This window comes from Dactylosporangium vinaceum, assembly GCF_019904175.1.
GTDB lineage: Bacteria > Actinomycetota > Actinomycetes > Mycobacteriales > Micromonosporaceae > Dactylosporangium > Dactylosporangium vinaceum.
In genome coordinates this window covers 7,824,189-7,840,594 of the sequence record NZ_CP061913.1, presented here as the reverse complement: position 1 = coordinate 7,840,594, position 16,406 = coordinate 7,824,189, and the positions used below count along the sequence as shown (strand labels likewise).

Sequence of the window (16,406 nt, the reverse complement as noted above, 5' to 3'; positions counted from 1 at the left end):
GCCCGGGCTGACCGTGCCGTGCAGCAGGAGCATGGCCGTGCCGTACACGGTGAGCAGCCCGGCCGCGGCCCACACGCCCGGCAGCGGCATCGACGCCGTGGCGGGCCGGATCAGTGTGAGGAGCACACCCCAGGCGGCGAGCGCCGCACTGAGCACGACCGCCGTGCCGTACCAGGGCAGCCGGAACCCGGCCACGACGAACGGCACGACCGCCAGGCAGCCCGTGTACGCATACCAGCGTACGATCTTCGATGCTTCCCCGATCGCCATACGCCTCAGGCTGCGCTCCCTCGTTGTGACGACGCTGAGGAAACCTGTGAATCACTCAGCGACGCCGGCGGCCCGTTCGGCGGTGCGGTCAGTGAGCCGGTCGAGGAACGCGGTGAGCTTGCCCGTGAGCCGTTCGACCTGCTCGTCGACGGTGAGCGTCTCGTCCATCCGGCCGCCGGTGTTCGGCTTGCGGATGCCGCGGATGTACAGCGAGCAGTGCAGATCGGTGCACAGGTACAGGCCCACCGAGTCCCCGTTGCGCCCGGCCTTGCCCGTGCGCCGCCCGGTCATCAGCGACACGCCGTTGCCCGGGTGCACGGTGAGGCACAGCGAACACATGCCGCGGGCGAGGAACTTGCGCTGCTGCTGGGCGATCCGCAGTGCCACGGCGACCAGCCGGCCGTCGTGCTCGGCGGCCAGGTAGGAGCGGTCGAGCGTGCCCGGGTCGCGCCAGCCCAGGAAGTCGAGGTCGGCCCAGCGGCGCTCGGCCAGGTCACGGGGGATGTACGCGCGCTGCGCCTCGCCCTTGGAGCAGTTGACGAAGGCCGCGCGCAGGTCGGATTCGGTGACGGGTTCCACGGTTCGACGGTACGTCTCCCTAATGGGTTTAGGCAAAGGGTTAAACTGCTTCGGCTCACCTGCGGGCGAGCGCGGATCGGTGCGGCTCAGCGCAGGTGCTCGGCGAAGAAGGTGGTGATGCGGCGGCGGGCGTCGATGGCTGAGGGCTCGTGGAAGCCGTAGCGCAGGAGTGGGCGGCTGAAGCGGACCATCAGGGGGATCGGGTCGCCGGCGGACTCGTGGTCGTTCAGGAAGCCGTGGCCGGCGTCCGGGTATTCGTGCACGTCGTGCGGCACGCCGCACACGGTCAGTGCCGACTCCAGGCGGGCGGCCGCGCCGCGCAGGGTCAGGTCGCGGGCGCCGAATCCGGCGACCACCGGGCAGGCGTCGCGCAGGAGGTCGGCGGCGTCCTTCGGTACCATGCCGTAGTTCGCGCTGGCCGCGGCGAACCCGTGGCCCGGGGCCAGGAGCAGGGCGAAGCTGCCGCCCATGCAGAAGCCGATGACGCCGATGCGGCCCGTGCAGCGCGGGTCGGCGGCCAGGACGGCGCGGGTGGCATCCACGTCGTCGAACGTCGGGCCGGAGCGGCGGCGTACGTCGGCGAAGACCGTGCGCAGGCAGGTCAGCGGGCGGCCCCAGAAGAACAGGTCCGGAGCCAGCGCCAGGTAGCCCTCGCCGGCCAGCCAGTCGGCCTGAGCGCGGGTGTCGTTGCCCATGCCCATGGCATCGTGAATGACGACCACGCCCGGGAACGGTCCCGGCCCGTCCGGCTCGGCCAGGTACGCCGGCATCGCCCCGTGGCGGCTCGTGATGGACACGTCGGTCATGGCCCGATCGTGCCAGGCGGCCGTGACGACCACCACAGCGACCGTGTCCCGGATATGGGATAGCGTCCCATATATGGGAGACGAGTTGGAGGCCCGGCTGGCCGCACGGCTGAGTGAGCTGCGCAGCGAGCGCGACTGGTCCCTCGACGAGCTCGCCCAGCACACCGGGATCAGCCGGTCGACGCTGTCACGGCTGGAGCGGGGCGAGATCAGCCCGACGGCGGCGCTGCTGGGCCGGCTGTGCGGCGCATACGGGATGCCGATGTCCCGCCTCCTCGCCGAGGTCGAGCCGGAGCCGCCGCAGCTCGTCTCGGCGGCGATGCAGCCGGTGTGGCGGGACCGGGTGACAGGGTTCACCCGCCGGTCCGTGTCGCCGCCGCACCCGGGGCTGCGCGGCGAGGTGATCGAGGGTGTGCTGGAGCCCGGCGCTGACATCGCCTATCCGGTGCCGCCGGTCGCGGGCCTGGAGCACCACCTGTGGGTCCTCGCGGGCGGCCTGGAGCTCACCGTCGGTGAGACCGTGCACAGCGTCGGGGCCGGGGACTGCCTGCGGTACCGGCTGTGGGGCGCCTCCCGCTTCGTCAACTCCGCCCCGGCCGAGGTCCGCTACGTCCTGCTCATCGTCCTGCCCTGAGGAGCCCGCGATGTCCCCGGTGATCACCCGGCTCACCCCGCAGCTGTACTCCGAGCACGTTCCCGCTCTCGCGGAGGTCCTCGCCGACGTCGTCGCGCACGGCGCGTCCGTCGGGTTCCGCAAGCCGTTCGCCGCCGCCGAGGCCGCGGCCTGGTGGCGCAGCCGTGAACCGGCCGTGCGGGCCGGGGATCTGCACGTCTGGGCCGTGCACGGCCCGGCCGGGCTCGCCGGCACGGTGAGCCTTGCGCTCGAGCCGAAGGCGAACGGCCGCCACCGGGCCGAGGTCGTCAAGCTCATGGTGCACAGCCGGGACCGCGGCCGCGGCCTGGGCCGGGCCCTGCTGGACACCGCCGAGCGGGCCGCCGCCGCGGCCGGGGCCACGCTGCTGCTGCTCGACACCGTGACCGGCAGCCCGGCCGAGCGGCTGTACGAGACCGCGGGCTGGACCCGCTTCGGGATCGTGCCCGGCTACGCCACCGACCCGGACGGCACGCTCGAGCCCTGCAGCTTCTTCTACAAGCGCCTGGAGCCGTGAACCATGGAGGCCGACGAGGACCTGAAGACGGCCGGCGGGTTCAGCCGCGGGCGAGCCGTGGGCCGGAGCCGCTGAGCGGTGCCCGGTCGCTGGAGAGGGGGAGCAGGCCCACGAACAGCAGCACGGCGGCGACCGGGATCGTGTCCAGGCTGACCGCGATCATCAGGAACGCGAACAGCACGGCGACCGGGCTCCAGGCCGGCAGGCGGGTCGCCCGGACCAGCTGGATCAGCAGCGTGAGCAGGCCGAGCATGAACGCGGCATTGCCGGCGACGGCCAGGGCGGTGGGCAGCGGGGCGGCGTCGCGGAACGACGGGAACAGGTCGCCGGTGATGACCCACAGGAACGCCAGGCCGCCGACAAGCGTGGCGACGACGGCCAGGTTGGCGGCGAGGCGGTTGCCGAAGGCGCGCAGCGGCAGCCGGGCGCGGGCGCCGACGGCCAGGGCGGCGAGCAGGGCCATGGCGATGAAGAACATGACGTGGCCCGTGTTCCACATCCACGCGCCCTTGTCCATGCGGCCGTCGCTGCGGTCGATGAGGCGCAGGGTGCCGTACCCGAACAGCAGCGCCGGCGCCACCAGGGCACCGGCGCGCACAAACGAGGTCGAGGTCATGCCACGAGCGTTGTCGCCGGGGCGGGAACGGACATCCGGGCAGAACCCCGACACGACCCGGAGGTCCGCCGGAGCCCGGCCCCTGAGAACCGTCTCAGGTGAGCTCGGTGGCGATGCGCGTGAGCAGGTCGTCGCACCAGGCGGCGTACGGGGTGCGGTCGCCGCGGGTGGGGTGGATGCGGTTGCTGAGGACGACGACGCCGTACCCCCGCGAAGGTTCGAACCAGATCCGGTTGCCGACGAAGCCGGAGGCGCCGAAGCCGTCGCGGCCCGCGCCGGGTCCGCCGAGGCCGCGGGCCGGGTGGAGCCACCAGCCCGCCGCGAACCGCTCACCGGCCGAGTTCTGCGCCAGGCACGGCGGCGGGAGCGGCCCCAGTGAGCGGCGGGCTGCGGCGGTCACGAGGTCCAGAGTGCCGAACGCGCCTGCGTGGCCGCCGTAGCCGCCGAGCGCGGCCGCGTTCTCGTCGTGCACCTCGCCGCAGATGAGCCGGCCCCGCCACGGGCACAGCTCCGTGGCCACCGCTGGCGCGACCGGGCCGCCGAGGCGCAGGCCGCCGCCGTCCAGCGGGCGGCCCGTGAGGTCCTCGACCAGGGCGCCGAGGATGATGTACCCGAGGTCGCTGTACACCGGCTCGGGGGCCGAGCGGGCCGTGCCGAGGGCGGCGTCGACGATCGCCGGGCCGTGCAAAGTCTCGTAGAACCGCACGGTCGCCGGGAGCCCGGACCGGTGGGCGAGCAGATCGTCCACCGTGCACGCGCCCGCGGCCCGGCCCCGCGCACGGGGCCACAGCTCGCCGATCGGGCGGTCCCGCGGCAGGCCCAGCCGCAGCACGGCCGGGAGTGTCACCAGGACCTTCGTCAGGCTGGCCAGGTCCCACCAGCAGTCGCGGGTGACCGGCCGCCCGGTGGTCAGGTCGGCCACGCCGTGCACGCTCTCGGCGACCGTGGCGTCCCGGTCGAACACGGCGACCGCCACGGCGGGCATGGGGGCCTGGGCGGTGAGGTCGTGCAGCCAGGTGTCAGGCATGGGTGCCGGTCGCCGCGGTGTGCAGGGCGCGGGCGGCGCGGATTGCGGAGCGGATCTCCTGCAGGTAGCGGTCCGGGGCCGCGGCCCCGGGCGGCTGGGGCGTTGTCGCGCGGGCCGGGTCGAAGCCGACCGTGTCGATGCCGCAGCGGTAGCGCAGGGCCAGGATGCGGATGGCGTCGCAGTGCTGGAACGGTACGTAGATCGGCGAGGTGACGATCAGGATCCGCTGCTCCGGGCGCGGCCGGGCGACGGCGGCCCAGTGCTCGTAAGTGTCGGCCGTGTTCGCGCGTGGCGCGGCCGGGTCGCGGGGTGGGGCGACCAGGACCGGCACGTGCCGGTCGAACGCGGCCCGGACCCCGGCGGCCAGGGCGTCGGCCTCGGTCTCGGCGGCCTCGACCCCCGGGACCTGGCGCTCCGGGGGACCCAGCGGGCGCAGGCTGCCCAGGGCGGTGACCGTGCCGATGCGGCGGGTGGCGGCCAGGCGGGCGGCGTGCTCGGTGCGCTGCAGGCAGGCGGGGGCCAGGCCGCCGAGGATGAGCAGGTGGTCGTAGCCGGCGTGCGGGGGCTCGATGCTGTCGGTCAGCCCGAGGCCCTCGGCGGCCGTCAGCGCGGCGGCCGCGTGGGCGGGGTCCAGGTCGACGCGGACCCGGTCGCGCTCGGCGCCGCCGAGGCGGCCGCGGAAGTTCCAGTGGGTGTCGGAGAACTCGTCGAGCCAGGCCAGGAGACCGGCGGTACCCACCGCATCAGGCAGTTTGCCGTTGAACGCGGCCACCAGGTTGCGCATGACGGGCGAGCCCGCCCAGCTGTGGAGCCGGGCGGGGAGCGCTTCCGGGTGCAGGTCCGGGGGGCATTCGGGAAGCCGGTGTTTTACTTCGTCTCCTGCAGGTCCGCGAAGATGTCGTAGCCGTGGATCCAGGCTACGTTGTCGGGCAGCGACTGCAGGCGGGCGTTGCGCTCGTCGGCCGGGGGGCCGTCGGGCAGTTGGAAGCAGGCGGCGTTGCCCCGCGAACCCATCTGGATCTTGCGGGTGCGGGCCTTGCGCAGCTGCTCGTACCGCTGCAGCCCCTCGGCGGTCGAGAGCCCGTCGGCGGACAGGAACGCGGCAAGCGCGGCGGCGTCCTCGATGGCCTGGTTGCTGCCCTGCCCGGCGTGCGGGAGCATCGGGTGCGCGGCGTCACCGAGCAGCGTGACCCGGTCGGTGCTCCACTTGCGCAGCGGCTCGCGGTCGTAGAGGGCCCAGCGGCCGACCTCCTCGACGTTCGACAGCATCGAGATCACGGTGTCGTTCCAGCCGGCGAACGCGGCGACCGCCTCGGCCGGCTCGCTCTTGGACGACCACGACTCGAGGGTCCACTCGGGATCGGGCACGTACGCCACGAAGTTGATCAGCTCGCCGCCGCGGACCGGGTAGATGACCAGGTGCCGGCCCGGGCCGAGCATGAACGTCAGGCCCATCGACTCCGAGGTGGGGACCTTCTGGGCCGGGACCAGGCCGCGGAAGCAGCTCATCGCCGAGAACACGGCCTCGTCGGGGCCGGCGACGTGGTGGCGCACGGCGGAGCGCAGGCCGTCGGCGCCGACGACGACGTCGGCCTGGACCTTGGTGCCGTCGGCGAACTCGATCTCGGCGCCGCCGGGGTCCTCGTGCACGGCGGCGGCCCGGTGCCCGAGGTGCGGCGTGCCGTCGAACCGGTCGAGCAGGACCTGGTGCATGTCGCCGCGGTGGATGCCCAGGAACGGGCCGCCCATCTTGCTGTCGTACCAGTCGCCCATCGGGTGCTCGTAGAAGATCTCGGCGGTCTGCCAGTGGTGGAACTGGATGCGCTGCAGGTTGCTGGCGACGTCGCGGGCGGCCCGGCCGACGCCGAGGTCGTCGAGGACGCGCATGCCGTTGCCGCCGAGCGCGATGCCGGCGCCGATCGCGGAGAGCTCGCTCGCCTGGTCGTACACCTCGACCTCGTGGCCCTTGGCCTGCAGGGCGATCGCGGCGGCGAGCCCGCCGATGCCGGATCCGACGATGGCGACGCGCAGGGGTGCCGAACTCATCCGTACTCCACGTATACGAGGGATTGACAATGTGACACGGACAAATGGCCCATGGGGCGACGGAAGCCTATCCATTCGCACGTGCAGGATTCCAGCGCCCGGTGATGAATCTTTCACCGTTTTTGCCCGCCCGAGCGCGCGAAACCTGTTTCGGAATTGTCAATTCGCTGGTCAGCGGCCTTCAATCCGGGCAATGGACTGCCCTCGATGGGATGGAAGGTTGGGCATGACGATACGACGAAGACTCGCGCTGTGGTTCGCCGCGGCCATGGCCGGAACCGGCGCGGTCGTGGTGCTCGCGACCCCGGCGTCCGCGCACGGCGCGTTGATGCAGCCGGGTAGCCGCCAGTACCTGTGCTGGAAGGACGGCCTCAACGCCACCGGCGCGATCCAGCCGAAGAACCCGGCCTGTGCCGCCGCCGTGGCGCAGCAGGGCACGAACTCGCTGTACAACTGGTTCGCGATGCTGCGCTCCGACGGGGCCGGGCGCACGGCCGGCTTCATCCCCGACAACAAGATGTGCAGCGCCGACGCCAAGCTGTACGACTTCTCGGGCTTCGACCTGGTCCGCACCGACTGGCCGCTGACGCACCTGACGGCCGGCGCGACCATGGAGTTCGACTACAGCAACTGGGCCGCCCACCCGGGGACGTTCTACCTGTACGTCACCAAGGACGGCTTCGACCCGAGCCAGCCGATCACCTGGAACTCGCTGGAGTCGACGCCGTTCCTGCAGGTGACGAACCCGCCGCAGGTCGGCTCGGTCGGCACCAACGACGGGCACTACTACTGGTCCGGGAAGCTGCCGACCGGCAAGTCCGGCCGGCACATCATCTACTCGGTCTGGTCGCGCTCGGACAGCACAGAGACGTTCTACGGCTGCTCGGACGTGACATTCGACGGCGGCAACGGCCAGGTCACCGGCGTCGGCGACGGCAACCCCGGCTCGACGGCGACCCCGACCAACGGCGGTCCGACGTCGCGGCCCCCGTCGAGCCCGTCGAGCCCTGGCGCCTCCTCCTCCAGCCCGGGGAACACGGGCGGCGGCAACGCCGGGTGCACCGCGAGCTACACGGTCACCAGCAGCTGGTCGGGCGGCTTCCAGGCCGACATCAAGGTCACCAACACCGGGACCGCGCCGACCTCCTCGTGGAAGGTCGGGTGGAACTACACCGGTGGCCAGACCGTCGCGCAGGGCTGGAACGCCACTGTCACCCAGTCCGGCACGGCGGTGAGCGCCGCCAACGTCAGCTGGAACGGGGCGATACCGGCGGGCGGCAGCACCAACTTCGGCATGCTCGGCAACGGCAGCGCGGGCACCGCCCCCACGCTGTCCTGCGCCGCGAACGGCGGCACCCCGACGACGGGTTCGCCGACGGCCTCGTCCTCGCCGTCCCGCTCGGCGAGCGCCAGCGCCAGCGCCAGCACGGGCCCGACCCAGGGCGGGCAGACCTGCACCACTGCCGCGTTCTGTGACGGGTTCGAGAGCCAGACCGGGTCCACCGTATCCGGCGTCTGGGGCACGTCCTACGCCAACTGCCAGGGCTCCGGCACCGCCACCGTCGACTCGTCGGTCGCCCACAGCGGCTCGAAGTCGGTGCGCATCGACGGCAAGGGCGGCTACTGCAACCACGTCCTGGTCAAGCCGGCCAAGGACCTCAGCGGTCTCGGCTCGGTCTGGTACGGCCGGTTCTACGTCCGCCACACCACCGCCCTGCCCGCCCAGCACGTCGCGTTCGCGGCGCTGAAGGACAGCGGTGACGGCGGCAAGGACCTGCGCATGGGCGGCCAGAACGGCGCCCTGCAGTGGAACCGGGAGTCCGACGACGCCACCCTGCCGGCCCAGAGCCCGAACGGCGTGGCCCAGAGCAGGCCGCTGCCGACGAACTCCTGGAACTGCGTGGAGTTCATGGTCGACGGCCGCGGCCTGCTGACGACGTGGCTCAACGGCACGGCCATCCCGGGCCTGACCGTCGACGGCACGCCGACGGCGGACATCGACCAGCAGTGGCTGGCCCGCTCCTGGAAGCCGGCGCCGCAGGACCTCCGCCTCGGCTGGGAGGCCTACGGAGACGGCGACGACACCCTGTGGTACGACGACGTCGCGGTCGGCGCCCAGCGCATCGGCTGCTAGTCACCGCCCGACCGCGCCCGGCCCCAGCACCATCGGGGCCGGGCGCGCGGCGTTCATCGGGTGTAGGTGTCGCGCAGGAGGGCCGGGTCGTCGGGGCGGGCGAAGTAGAAGCCCTGGCCGTACGGCACGCCCAGGTCGCCCAGCGCGGCGGCGTCCGCGGCGGTTTCGATGCCCTCGGCCACCACTGCCGCGCCGGTCGCCGCGGCCAGGTCGGCCATGGCTCGCACCAGGACCTGCAGGACCGGGTCGGCGGCCACGCCGGCCACGATGCTGCGGTCCAGTTTGATGACGTCGGGCTGGGTCAGGACGATGTGGCGCAGCGAGGAGAAGCCGGCACCCACGTCGTCGACGGCCAGGCGCAGGCCGCCGGCTCGCAGCGGGGCCAGGGCGCCCTTCAGCAGGTCGTAGTCGGCCACCTGCTGGTGTTCGGAGAGCTCCAGCACGATCCGGTCCAGGGGCATCCGGGACAGGGCGTCCAGGCACTCGTGGGTGAGCAGGGTGCTGGGGGAGACGTTCATCGCCACGTAGCCGCCGCCCGCGCCGAGCAGTTCGGCGGCCCGGCGCAGGGCCAGCACCTCCAGCTCGTCGCCCGCGCCGATCTCGTGTGCTTCGGCGAAGTGCACGTCGGGTGTACTGCCCCACGCCCGCGGGAAGCGGCTGAGGGCCTCGGCGCCGATGCGGTGGCCCGTGGTGAGCTCGACGATCGGCTGCAGGACGATGCCGGGGCCGCCCGCAGCCACGACGGGGTCGATGCGGGCGGCGATCTCGCCGTGCCGGGCCCGCTGCCGGGCGCCGGGCTCGACGATGAGGGCGGCGGCCTGGGACAGCACCGTCATCAGGGCCTGGTCGCGGCGGGTGAGCTCGCGGTCGGCGCCGAAGCCCGCGGCGCAGAACGTGCCGTAGGTCGTGCCGTCGCTGAGGACCACCGGGACGGAGACGTAGCTGCGGATCCGCGGCATCCGGGCGGCGGGCAGGCGCATCGCCTCCGGATACCGCCGCAGGTCCGGGATCACGGCCGGCAGCTTCCCGTCCGCGATCGCCTTGCACAGCGAGTTGTGCCACGGCCGGGCCGAGCCGTCGCGGAAGAGGGGCGGGAACGCGGACTCGACGACCTCCAGGTGCTGGGTGTCGCCGTCGAGCCGGGTGATGAAGGCCAGGCTGAGGCCCAGGGCCGAGCGGGCGGTCCGCAGCAGCGCCGCCACCCGCTCGGCCGCTTCTGTACGTCGTCTGGCCATGCACGCACATCGGCGCTGCCCGGGCGGAGTGAAGACGTCCGGGGCAAAGACCTTCGGTGCAGGTGACGCCGGGTCATTCCGGCCGCGGCGACGGTTGGCGCGACGACACCGTCGCAAACCAGACGTCGACGCCACCGACCCGAGGGAGTTCACCGTGACAAGTGCCACCGCCGAGCGTCAGGACTCGAGCACCGAGCAGCGTGACCAGGGGATGGGCATCGACCATCCGCTGCTGCTCGCGGCCATCATGTCCCGCCGTGAGGAGAGCGGCGACAGCATCTTCGACAACCCGCTCATGCTCGCCGCGCTCGCCAAGCGCCGGGGCCGGCGGGGCGGGATGGGCATCGACCACCCGCTGATGCTGGCGATGCTCATGCGCCGCCGCGAGGACGAGGGCGAGAGCCTCGTCGACCACCCGCTGCTGCTCGCGGCCCTGATGTCGCGGCGCTGACCATGCCGCAGCACGAGCAGAACGGTGCCGGCCGGCCGGTCGACGCCGCCATCGACGACCTGATCCTCGACATCCTCGGCGACGGCGGCCGGGCCCCGGCGGCGACGGCGGCGGCCCTGCCGCAGCTGCCGCGCGGCACGCCGCTGCTGGAGCGGGTCCTGCTCGCCGAGGCGGTCGCCGGAGCCCTGGCCGACGCCCTGGCCCCGGCCCTGGCCGGGGCGCTCGCGCCGCGGATCCTGCAGCTGATGGAGGACGGCGCGGAGGAGGACCAGCCGCGGCGCACGCCGGCGCGGTCGGCCAAGTCCGGCAAGTAGCGACGCAGCCTACGATTCGGGGTTACCCGGACGTAGGCTGCTTGCCATGTCGTTCGAGGACTTCAAGGCCGCCCGGGACCTGCTGCTGGCCACCCGCGCGGACTACGCGGCGGCCGTCGAGCGGTTCCGCTGGCCGGAGCTCGGCGAGTTCAACTGGGCCCTCGACTGGTTCGACCGCATCGCCGCCGGCAACGACGCGCCGGCCCTGTGGATCGTCGAGGAGGACGGCCGCGAGCAGCGCTTCTCCTACGCCGAACTGTCGGCCCGCTCCAACCGGCTGGCCAACTGGCTGCGCGGGCAGGGCGTGGCCCGCGGCGACCGGCTCGTGCTCATGCTCGGCAACCAGGCGGAGCTGTGGGAGACGATCCTGGCCGCGATGAAGCTCGGCGCGGTCATCATCCCGGCGACGCCGCTGCTCGGCCCGGCCGACGCCCGCGACCGGGTGCTGCGCGGCGGCGCGCGGCACGTCATCGCCGGGGCGGCCGCGGCGGCGAAGTTCGAGGGCGTCGACCCGGCCGTGACCCGCATCGCGGTCGGCGGCGACGTGCCCGGCTGGGTGCCCTACGCGCTCGACGGCGACGACACGTTCACCCCCGACGGGCCCACGCGGGCGTCGGACACGCTGCTGCTGTACTTCACCTCCGGCACGACGGCCCGCCCGAAGCTCGTCGAGCACACCCACGCCTCCTACCCGGCCGGGCACCTGTCCACGATGTACTGGATCGGCCTCGAACCCGGCGACGTGCACCTGAACATCTCCTCGCCGGGCTGGGCCAAGCACGCGTGGAGCAACGTCTTCGCCCCGTGGAACGCCCAGGCGTGCGTGTTCATCTACAACTACACCCGCTTCGACGCGACGGCGCTGATGGAGCAGATGCAGCGCTGCGGCGTGACGAGCTTCTGCGCCCCGCCGACCGTGTGGCGGATGCTCATCCAGTCCGACCTGAGCCGGCTGCCGGCGCCGCCGCGGCTCGTCGTCGGGGCCGGTGAGCCGCTCAACCCCGAAGTCATCGAGCGGGTCCAGCAGGCGTGGGGCCGCACCATCCGCGACGGCTTCGGCCAGACCGAGACGACCGTGCAGATCGCGAACTCGCCGGAGCAGCCGGTGAAGCCGGGCTCGATGGGCCGCCCCGTCCCCGGCTACTCGGTCGTGCTCATCGACCCCGGCACCGGCGACCCCGGCGACGAGGGCGAGATCTGCCTGGACCTGGCGGCCCGGCCGCTGGGCCTGATGACCGGCTACCACGGCGACCCGGACCGCACCGCCGAGGCGATGGCCGGCGGCTACTACCACACCGGCGACATCGGCTCCCGCGACGCCGACGGCTACATCACCTACGTGGGCCGGGCCGACGACGTGTTCAAGGCGTCCGACTACCGCATCTCCCCGTTCGAGCTGGAAAGCGTCCTCATCGAGCACGACGCGGTCGTGGAGGCGGCGGTGGTGCCGTCGCCGGACCCGGTCCGCCTGGCCGTCCCGAAGGCCTACGTGGTGCTCGCCGCCGGCTGGGAGCCGGACGAGGCCACGGCCCGCGCCATCTTCGCGCACTGCCGCGCCCACCTGTCCCCGTTCCAGCGCATCCGCCGGCTCGAGTTCGCCGACCTGCCGAAGACCATCTCCGGCAAGATCCGCCGGGTCGAGCTGCGCGGCCGGGAGCACGACAAACATCCCGACCCGACGGTGCCGGCCGCCGGCGAGTTCTGGGACGCATGAACCAGCCCCATCCGGCGCGGGTCTACGACTACCTGCTCGGCGGCACCGAGCACTATCCGGCCGACCGGGCCGCCGCCGAGGCCGGGCTGGCGGCCAACCCCAGCAGCCGCATCCCGCCCCGGGAGAACCGCGGGTTTCTGCGCCGGGTCGTCGAGCACCTCGCCCTCGAGCACGGGGTGCGGCAGTTCCTGGACATCGGCACCGGCATCCCGACCTCGCCGAACGTCCACGAGGTGGCGCAGGCGATCGACCCCGGGGCCCGGATCGTCTACGTCGACAACGACCCGATCGTCCTGGCCCACGCGCGGACGCTGACCGGCGGGCACCCGCAGGGACGCACCGCATACGTCGACGCCGACCTGCGCGACGTCGAGCGGATCCTGGCCGCGCCCGAGCTGCGGGCCGCGCTCGACCTGCGCCGGCCCGTGGCGCTCATGCTCGTCGCGGTGCTGCACTTCCTCGAGGACGAGGACAAGCCCTACGACCTCGTGCGCGGCCTCGCCGAGGCCCTCCCGCCCGGCAGCTACCTGGCGCTGTCGCACCTCACCGGCGACTTCGACCCGCCGGCCTGGGAGCGGGTCGCGGCGATCTACGCGCGCGACGGGGTGGCGCTGCGGGTGCGCTCGCGGCCCGAGATCGGCCAGTTCTTCGACGGCCTCGACCTGCTCGACCCCGGCCTGGTCGTCGTCACCCGGTGGCGGCCCGACGCGCAGGTCGACCGGCGGGCCACCGACGCCCAGGTGTCCGTCTACGGCGGGGTGGCCCGGATCCGCTGACTCACAGGTCGGCCGGGATGAGGCTGTACACCGCCATGTCCGCCCGTACACCCGATCGGGTCGGCGTGAGGTTGCGCAGTACCCCCTCGAACTGGAAGCCCGCAGCCGTCGCCGTCTTGCGCGATGCGCCGTTGGCGGTGTCGGCCTGCAGGTGGACCCGCTCGAAGCCGCACTCGGTGAGTGCCCACCGGGCCACGGTGGCGGCCCCTTCGGCCGCGTAGTGCCGCCCGCGCGCCCAGGGCGCCGTCCAGTAGTGGATCTCGGCCGTGCGGGCCTCCCAGTCGGCCCCGAACAGCGACACGTGCCCCAGCAGCCGCCCGCCGCCCCGCGGGGCCAGGGCAAACCCGACGCCCTTGCCGTCGGCCCGGCGCTGCTCGATCCCGGTGGTGCACCAGGCCACCGCCGTCCCCAGGTCGGCCGCCGCGTAGGGGTAGCCGACGGGCGCGCTGGCCACGAACGCCGGGTCCTGCCAGGCCGCGTGCACGTCCGGCGCGTCGCCCGCCGTGAACGGGCGCAGCAGGAGCCGCTCGGAGGTGAGCACGGTGCGGGGGAAAGTCTCGTCGGGCCGGAGCATGCCCGAAAGATAGCTCTTGTCCCGCTCATATCCCCAGTTGCGGTGCCGATCGGCTCCATATGCAACTGCGACATCGGCTGCTCGCCCTCGGCGTCGGCGGCACGATCGTCACCGCGCTCGTCCTCTTCGGCGTCGGCGCGGTCTCCAGCGGCCGGTTCAGCGACGATGCCCGCACCGATGCCGCCGCACTGTCCCGCGACGACCTCAACCACGTGTCCGAGGGCGTCACCCGCCTCGCCGCCGCGGTCGGCGCGGGCGTCCAGGCCAGCGTCGACCGGGCGCAGACCGCGGCCATCGCCGAGCTCGCCCAGCACGGCGGCCTGCGCTTCGCCCCGCAGACCGCCACCTGGACGGCGACGAACCAGCTCACCCAGGCCGTCACCACCGTCACCCTGCCCCGGGTCACCGTCGGCGGGGTGTGGCTGGGCCAGAACCGCGACCTGAACACGCCGACCCCGGTCGTCGACGAGATCCGCGGCATGGTCGGCGGGACCGTGACCCTGTTCCAGCGCATGAACGCCGCCGGCGACCTGCTGCGCGTGGCCACGAACGTGCCGAACAAGTCCGGGCAGCGGGCCATCGGCACCTATATCCCGGCCGTCACCGCCGACGGCAGCCCCAACGCGGTCGCCGCGGCGATCCGCGACGGCAAGTCGTACCGCGGGGTCGCGCAGGTCGTCGGCACCTGGTACGTCACCGGCTACGACCCGCTCAAGGACGCCACCGGCGCCGTCATCGGCGCCATCTACTTCGGCGTGCCCCAGGCCGAGGCGATCGCCAGCCTGACGAAGACGATCGCCGAGACGAAGGTCGGCCCCAACGGCAGCGTCACGGTGTACTCGACCGGCGCCACCGACCGCGGCCGGGTCATCGCGTCCGCGGTACCGGCCGACGTCAACACGGTGCAGCTGGACGCGAAGGACGCGGCCGGGGTGGCGTACGTGGACGCGATCACCACGGAGGCGCCGAAGCTCGCGGCCGGCGCCGCCTGGCACGGCACCTTCACGCTGCCGGGCACCGTGAACCGGGCCGCCGCCGCGAACGACGTCACCGTCACGTACTACGCCCCGTACAAGTGGGCGATCGTCACCCGCGCCTACGGCCCCGACTCCGAGGTCTTCATCGACAACCTCGACCGCGGCCGCCGCGACATGCTGATGGCGTTCGCGCTCGCCGCGGTGCTGCTGGCCGTCGTGGTCGGGGCGGTCGCCTGGTACTGGGCGCGCCGCGTCAGCAGGCAGCTCGCGGGCCTCACCGGGGCCCTGGACCGGGTCGCGCAGCGGGACCTGACCACCACGGTGCACGCCCGGGGCGACGACGAGGTCGGGCGCATGGGCGCGGCCCTCAACACCGCGGTCGGCGAGCTTCGCGGGCTGCTCGCGGAGATCAGCGGTACCGCCGGCGAGGTCTCGAGATCGGCGGCCCGGGTCGCCGCCGTCGGTGACGAGCTCGGCGGGGCCGCGGCCGGGGCCGCCCGGCAGGCCGGTTCGGTCGCCGAGTCGGCCCGCGACGTCACCGGCAACGTCCAGACCGTCGCCACCGGCTCGGCCGAGATGGCCGCGTCGATCTCCGCCATCTCCCGCAACGCCGACGAGGCCGCGAAGGTCGCCCTGGACAGCGTCCAGCTCGCCCAGCGCGCCACCACCGTCATGGGGCAGCTGGGCGAGTCGAGCGCCCAGATCGTCGACGTCGTGAAGGTGATCTCCGGGATCGCCGAGCAGACGAACCTCCTCGCCCTCAACGCCACCATCGAGGCGGCCCGGGCCGGCGAGTCCGGGAAGGGCTTCGCCGTCGTCGCCGGCGAGGTCAAGGAGCTGGCCCAGCAGACCGCCCGGGCCACCGACGACGTGACGTCCCGCGTGGCCGCGATCCGCGCCGACACCGACGGCGCGGTCACCGCCATCAACGCGATCACCGAGGCGATCGACCGGGTGAGCGAGTATCAGCGGGCCATCGCCACGGCCGTCGAGGAGCAGACCGCGACCACCGACGCGATGCAGCACAACGTCCGCCGCGCGGCCGACGCCAGCGGTGCGATCGCCGCCGACATCGACGGCGTGAGCGCCAGCGTCTCCACCGCCCAGCGCGCCGTGGAGACGTCCCGCTCGGCCGCCACGGAGCTCAACAGCAGCGCCGCCGCGCTGTCGGCCCTGGTCAGCCGATTTCGGCTATGACCTGCTCGACCCGCCGGTCGACCGGGGCCGGCGGGATCTCGACCAGCCGGTAGCCGAGGCGCGTGTAGACGGCTTCGTGGATGCGCTCGAAGTGCCGCGACTGCTCGAGGCTGATCCGCCGGGCCCTGGTCGCGACGATGAAGCCGAGCAGACGAACGAAGAAGACCGTCGGTTGGTACGTCCCGTCGTTCGCGGCCGCGCGGAGCAGTTGCTCGCTCGGCGCCGGGCCGCCGTATGCGGTCAGATACTCGGCCAGAGCCAGGGTGCAGGCGGGGGAGCGGTCGAAGATCTGGATCTCCCCGGCCGCCTCCCGCTGCCGCTGCTGCTGGGTTGCGAGGATGCGCTCGAGGAACGGCTGCCCGGTGCCCTCCAGCTCCGGGCTCTCGTGGATGACGTCGGTGGCGGCCTCGCGGACCACCGGGTAGCCGCGCGCCCGGAGGGCTTCGGCGAGCGTGGTCTTGCCGGCGCCCGGCGCGCCGGTGATGACGTACCTACGGACCATCCTGAGGCTCCTTCGGATT

17 protein-coding genes and 1 pseudogene are annotated in these 16,406 nt (G+C 73.2%); 9 read left to right on the top strand and 9 right to left on the bottom strand.

Going from position 1 to position 16,406, the window contains the following annotated elements; translation table 11 throughout:
* Positions 1 to 321 precede the first annotated feature (321 nt).
* Together Dvina_RS35140 and Dvina_RS35135 are read right to left on the bottom strand one after the other, a co-directional pair.
* Positions 322 to 849, bottom strand: coding sequence for an FBP domain-containing protein (locus Dvina_RS35140; protein WP_223093575.1), 528 nt, complete (start codon positions 847 to 849; stop codon positions 322 to 324).
* 86 nt (positions 850 to 935) lie between these two features.
* Positions 936 to 1,655, bottom strand: coding sequence for a dienelactone hydrolase family protein (locus Dvina_RS35135; RefSeq protein WP_223093574.1), 720 nt, complete (start codon positions 1,653 to 1,655; stop codon positions 936 to 938).
* Between the two features lie 73 nt (positions 1,656 to 1,728).
* Here Dvina_RS35135 and Dvina_RS35130 point away from each other — a divergent pair, with 73 nt between their 5' ends.
* Positions 1,729 to 2,289: a helix-turn-helix domain-containing protein gene (locus Dvina_RS35130; RefSeq protein WP_223093573.1), complete on the top strand. Its 561-nt coding sequence runs from the start codon at positions 1,729 to 1,731 to the stop codon at positions 2,287 to 2,289.
* Positions 2,290 to 2,299: 10 nt separating this feature from the next.
* A complete protein-coding gene (locus Dvina_RS35125; RefSeq protein ID WP_223093572.1) occupies positions 2,300 to 2,824 on the top strand; it encodes a GNAT family N-acetyltransferase in 525 nt (174 codons plus the stop codon).
* Between the two features lie 40 nt (positions 2,825 to 2,864).
* On the opposite strand, the gene Dvina_RS35120 is transcribed toward Dvina_RS35125, so the two are convergent.
* The 4 genes from Dvina_RS35120 to Dvina_RS35105 all read right to left on the bottom strand — a co-directional run bounded on the left by Dvina_RS35120 (position 2,865) and on the right by Dvina_RS35105 (position 6,513).
* Positions 2,865 to 3,440, bottom strand: coding sequence for a hypothetical protein (locus Dvina_RS35120; RefSeq protein ID WP_223093571.1), 576 nt, complete (start codon positions 3,438 to 3,440; stop codon positions 2,865 to 2,867).
* Between the two features lie 94 nt (positions 3,441 to 3,534).
* A complete protein-coding gene (locus Dvina_RS35115) occupies positions 3,535 to 4,467 on the bottom strand; it encodes a serine hydrolase domain-containing protein (RefSeq protein WP_223093570.1) in 933 nt (310 codons plus the stop codon).
* Entirely contained in the window at positions 4,460 to 5,251 is a 792-nt protein-coding gene (locus tag Dvina_RS35110) for a hypothetical protein (protein ID WP_246655527.1), read from the bottom strand. The genes Dvina_RS35115 and Dvina_RS35110 overlap by 8 nt, the downstream gene beginning before the upstream one ends.
* Positions 5,252 to 5,334: 83 nt before the next feature.
* The gene (locus Dvina_RS35105) at positions 5,335 to 6,513 is read right to left on the bottom strand and encodes an FAD-dependent monooxygenase (RefSeq protein ID WP_223093569.1); all 1,179 of its coding nucleotides are present in this window, start codon (positions 6,511 to 6,513) and stop codon (positions 5,335 to 5,337) included.
* A 226-nt stretch (positions 6,514 to 6,739) separates the two neighbouring features.
* Here Dvina_RS35105 and Dvina_RS54725 point away from each other — a divergent pair.
* Positions 6,740 to 7,861: pseudogene (locus Dvina_RS54725) on the top strand (lytic polysaccharide monooxygenase auxiliary activity family 9 protein); the annotation flags it as partial.
* Positions 7,844 to 8,647: a hypothetical protein gene (locus Dvina_RS55550; protein ID WP_343217197.1), complete on the top strand. Its 804-nt coding sequence runs from the start codon at positions 7,844 to 7,846 to the stop codon at positions 8,645 to 8,647. The pseudogene Dvina_RS54725 and the gene Dvina_RS55550, both read left to right, overlap by 18 nt.
* Before the next feature lie 53 nt (positions 8,648 to 8,700).
* Here the strand turns inward: Dvina_RS55550 and Dvina_RS55375 are convergent, their stop codons facing one another.
* Entirely contained in the window at positions 8,701 to 9,882 is a 1,182-nt protein-coding gene (locus Dvina_RS55375; protein ID WP_223093567.1) for a sensor domain-containing phosphodiesterase, read from the bottom strand.
* Positions 9,883 to 10,036: 154 nt separating this feature from the next.
* Here Dvina_RS55375 and Dvina_RS35090 point away from each other — a divergent pair, with 154 nt between their 5' ends.
* The 4 genes from Dvina_RS35090 to Dvina_RS35075 are packed head-to-tail and all read left to right on the top strand — an operon-like array spanning position 10,037 to position 13,137.
* Positions 10,037 to 10,333: a hypothetical protein gene (locus Dvina_RS35090; RefSeq protein WP_223093566.1), complete on the top strand. Its 297-nt coding sequence runs from the start codon at positions 10,037 to 10,039 to the stop codon at positions 10,331 to 10,333.
* 2 nt (positions 10,334 to 10,335) lie between these two features.
* Positions 10,336 to 10,647 carry a hypothetical protein gene (locus tag Dvina_RS35085; protein ID WP_223093565.1) on the top strand — a complete coding sequence of 104 codons (312 nt, stop codon included), beginning with the start codon at positions 10,336 to 10,338 and terminating at the stop codon, positions 10,645 to 10,647.
* A gap of 46 nt (positions 10,648 to 10,693) precedes the next feature.
* Positions 10,694 to 12,361 (top strand): AMP-binding protein, encoded by a 1,668-nt coding sequence (locus Dvina_RS35080; RefSeq protein WP_223093564.1) that lies wholly within the window; start codon positions 10,694 to 10,696, stop codon positions 12,359 to 12,361.
* Positions 12,358 to 13,137: an SAM-dependent methyltransferase gene (locus tag Dvina_RS35075; RefSeq protein ID WP_223093563.1), complete on the top strand. Its 780-nt coding sequence runs from the start codon at positions 12,358 to 12,360 to the stop codon at positions 13,135 to 13,137. The genes Dvina_RS35080 and Dvina_RS35075 overlap by 4 nt, the downstream gene beginning before the upstream one ends.
* Before the next feature lies 1 nt (position 13,138).
* Here the strand turns inward: Dvina_RS35075 and Dvina_RS35070 are convergent, their stop codons facing one another.
* Positions 13,139 to 13,711, bottom strand: coding sequence for a GNAT family N-acetyltransferase (locus tag Dvina_RS35070; RefSeq protein WP_223093562.1), 573 nt, complete (start codon positions 13,709 to 13,711; stop codon positions 13,139 to 13,141).
* Positions 13,712 to 13,770: 59 nt separating this feature from the next.
* On the opposite strand from Dvina_RS35070, the gene Dvina_RS35065 reads away from it, so the two are divergent.
* Complete coding sequence (locus Dvina_RS35065; RefSeq protein ID WP_223093561.1) at positions 13,771 to 15,885, top strand: methyl-accepting chemotaxis protein; 2,115 nt, start codon at positions 13,771 to 13,773, stop codon at positions 15,883 to 15,885.
* On the opposite strand, the gene Dvina_RS35060 is transcribed toward Dvina_RS35065, so the two are convergent.
* Complete coding sequence (locus Dvina_RS35060; RefSeq protein ID WP_223093560.1) at positions 15,866 to 16,387, bottom strand: AAA family ATPase; 522 nt, start codon at positions 16,385 to 16,387, stop codon at positions 15,866 to 15,868. The two genes, Dvina_RS35065 and Dvina_RS35060, sit on opposite strands and share 20 nt — an antisense overlap.
* Positions 16,388 to 16,406 lie beyond the last annotated feature (19 nt).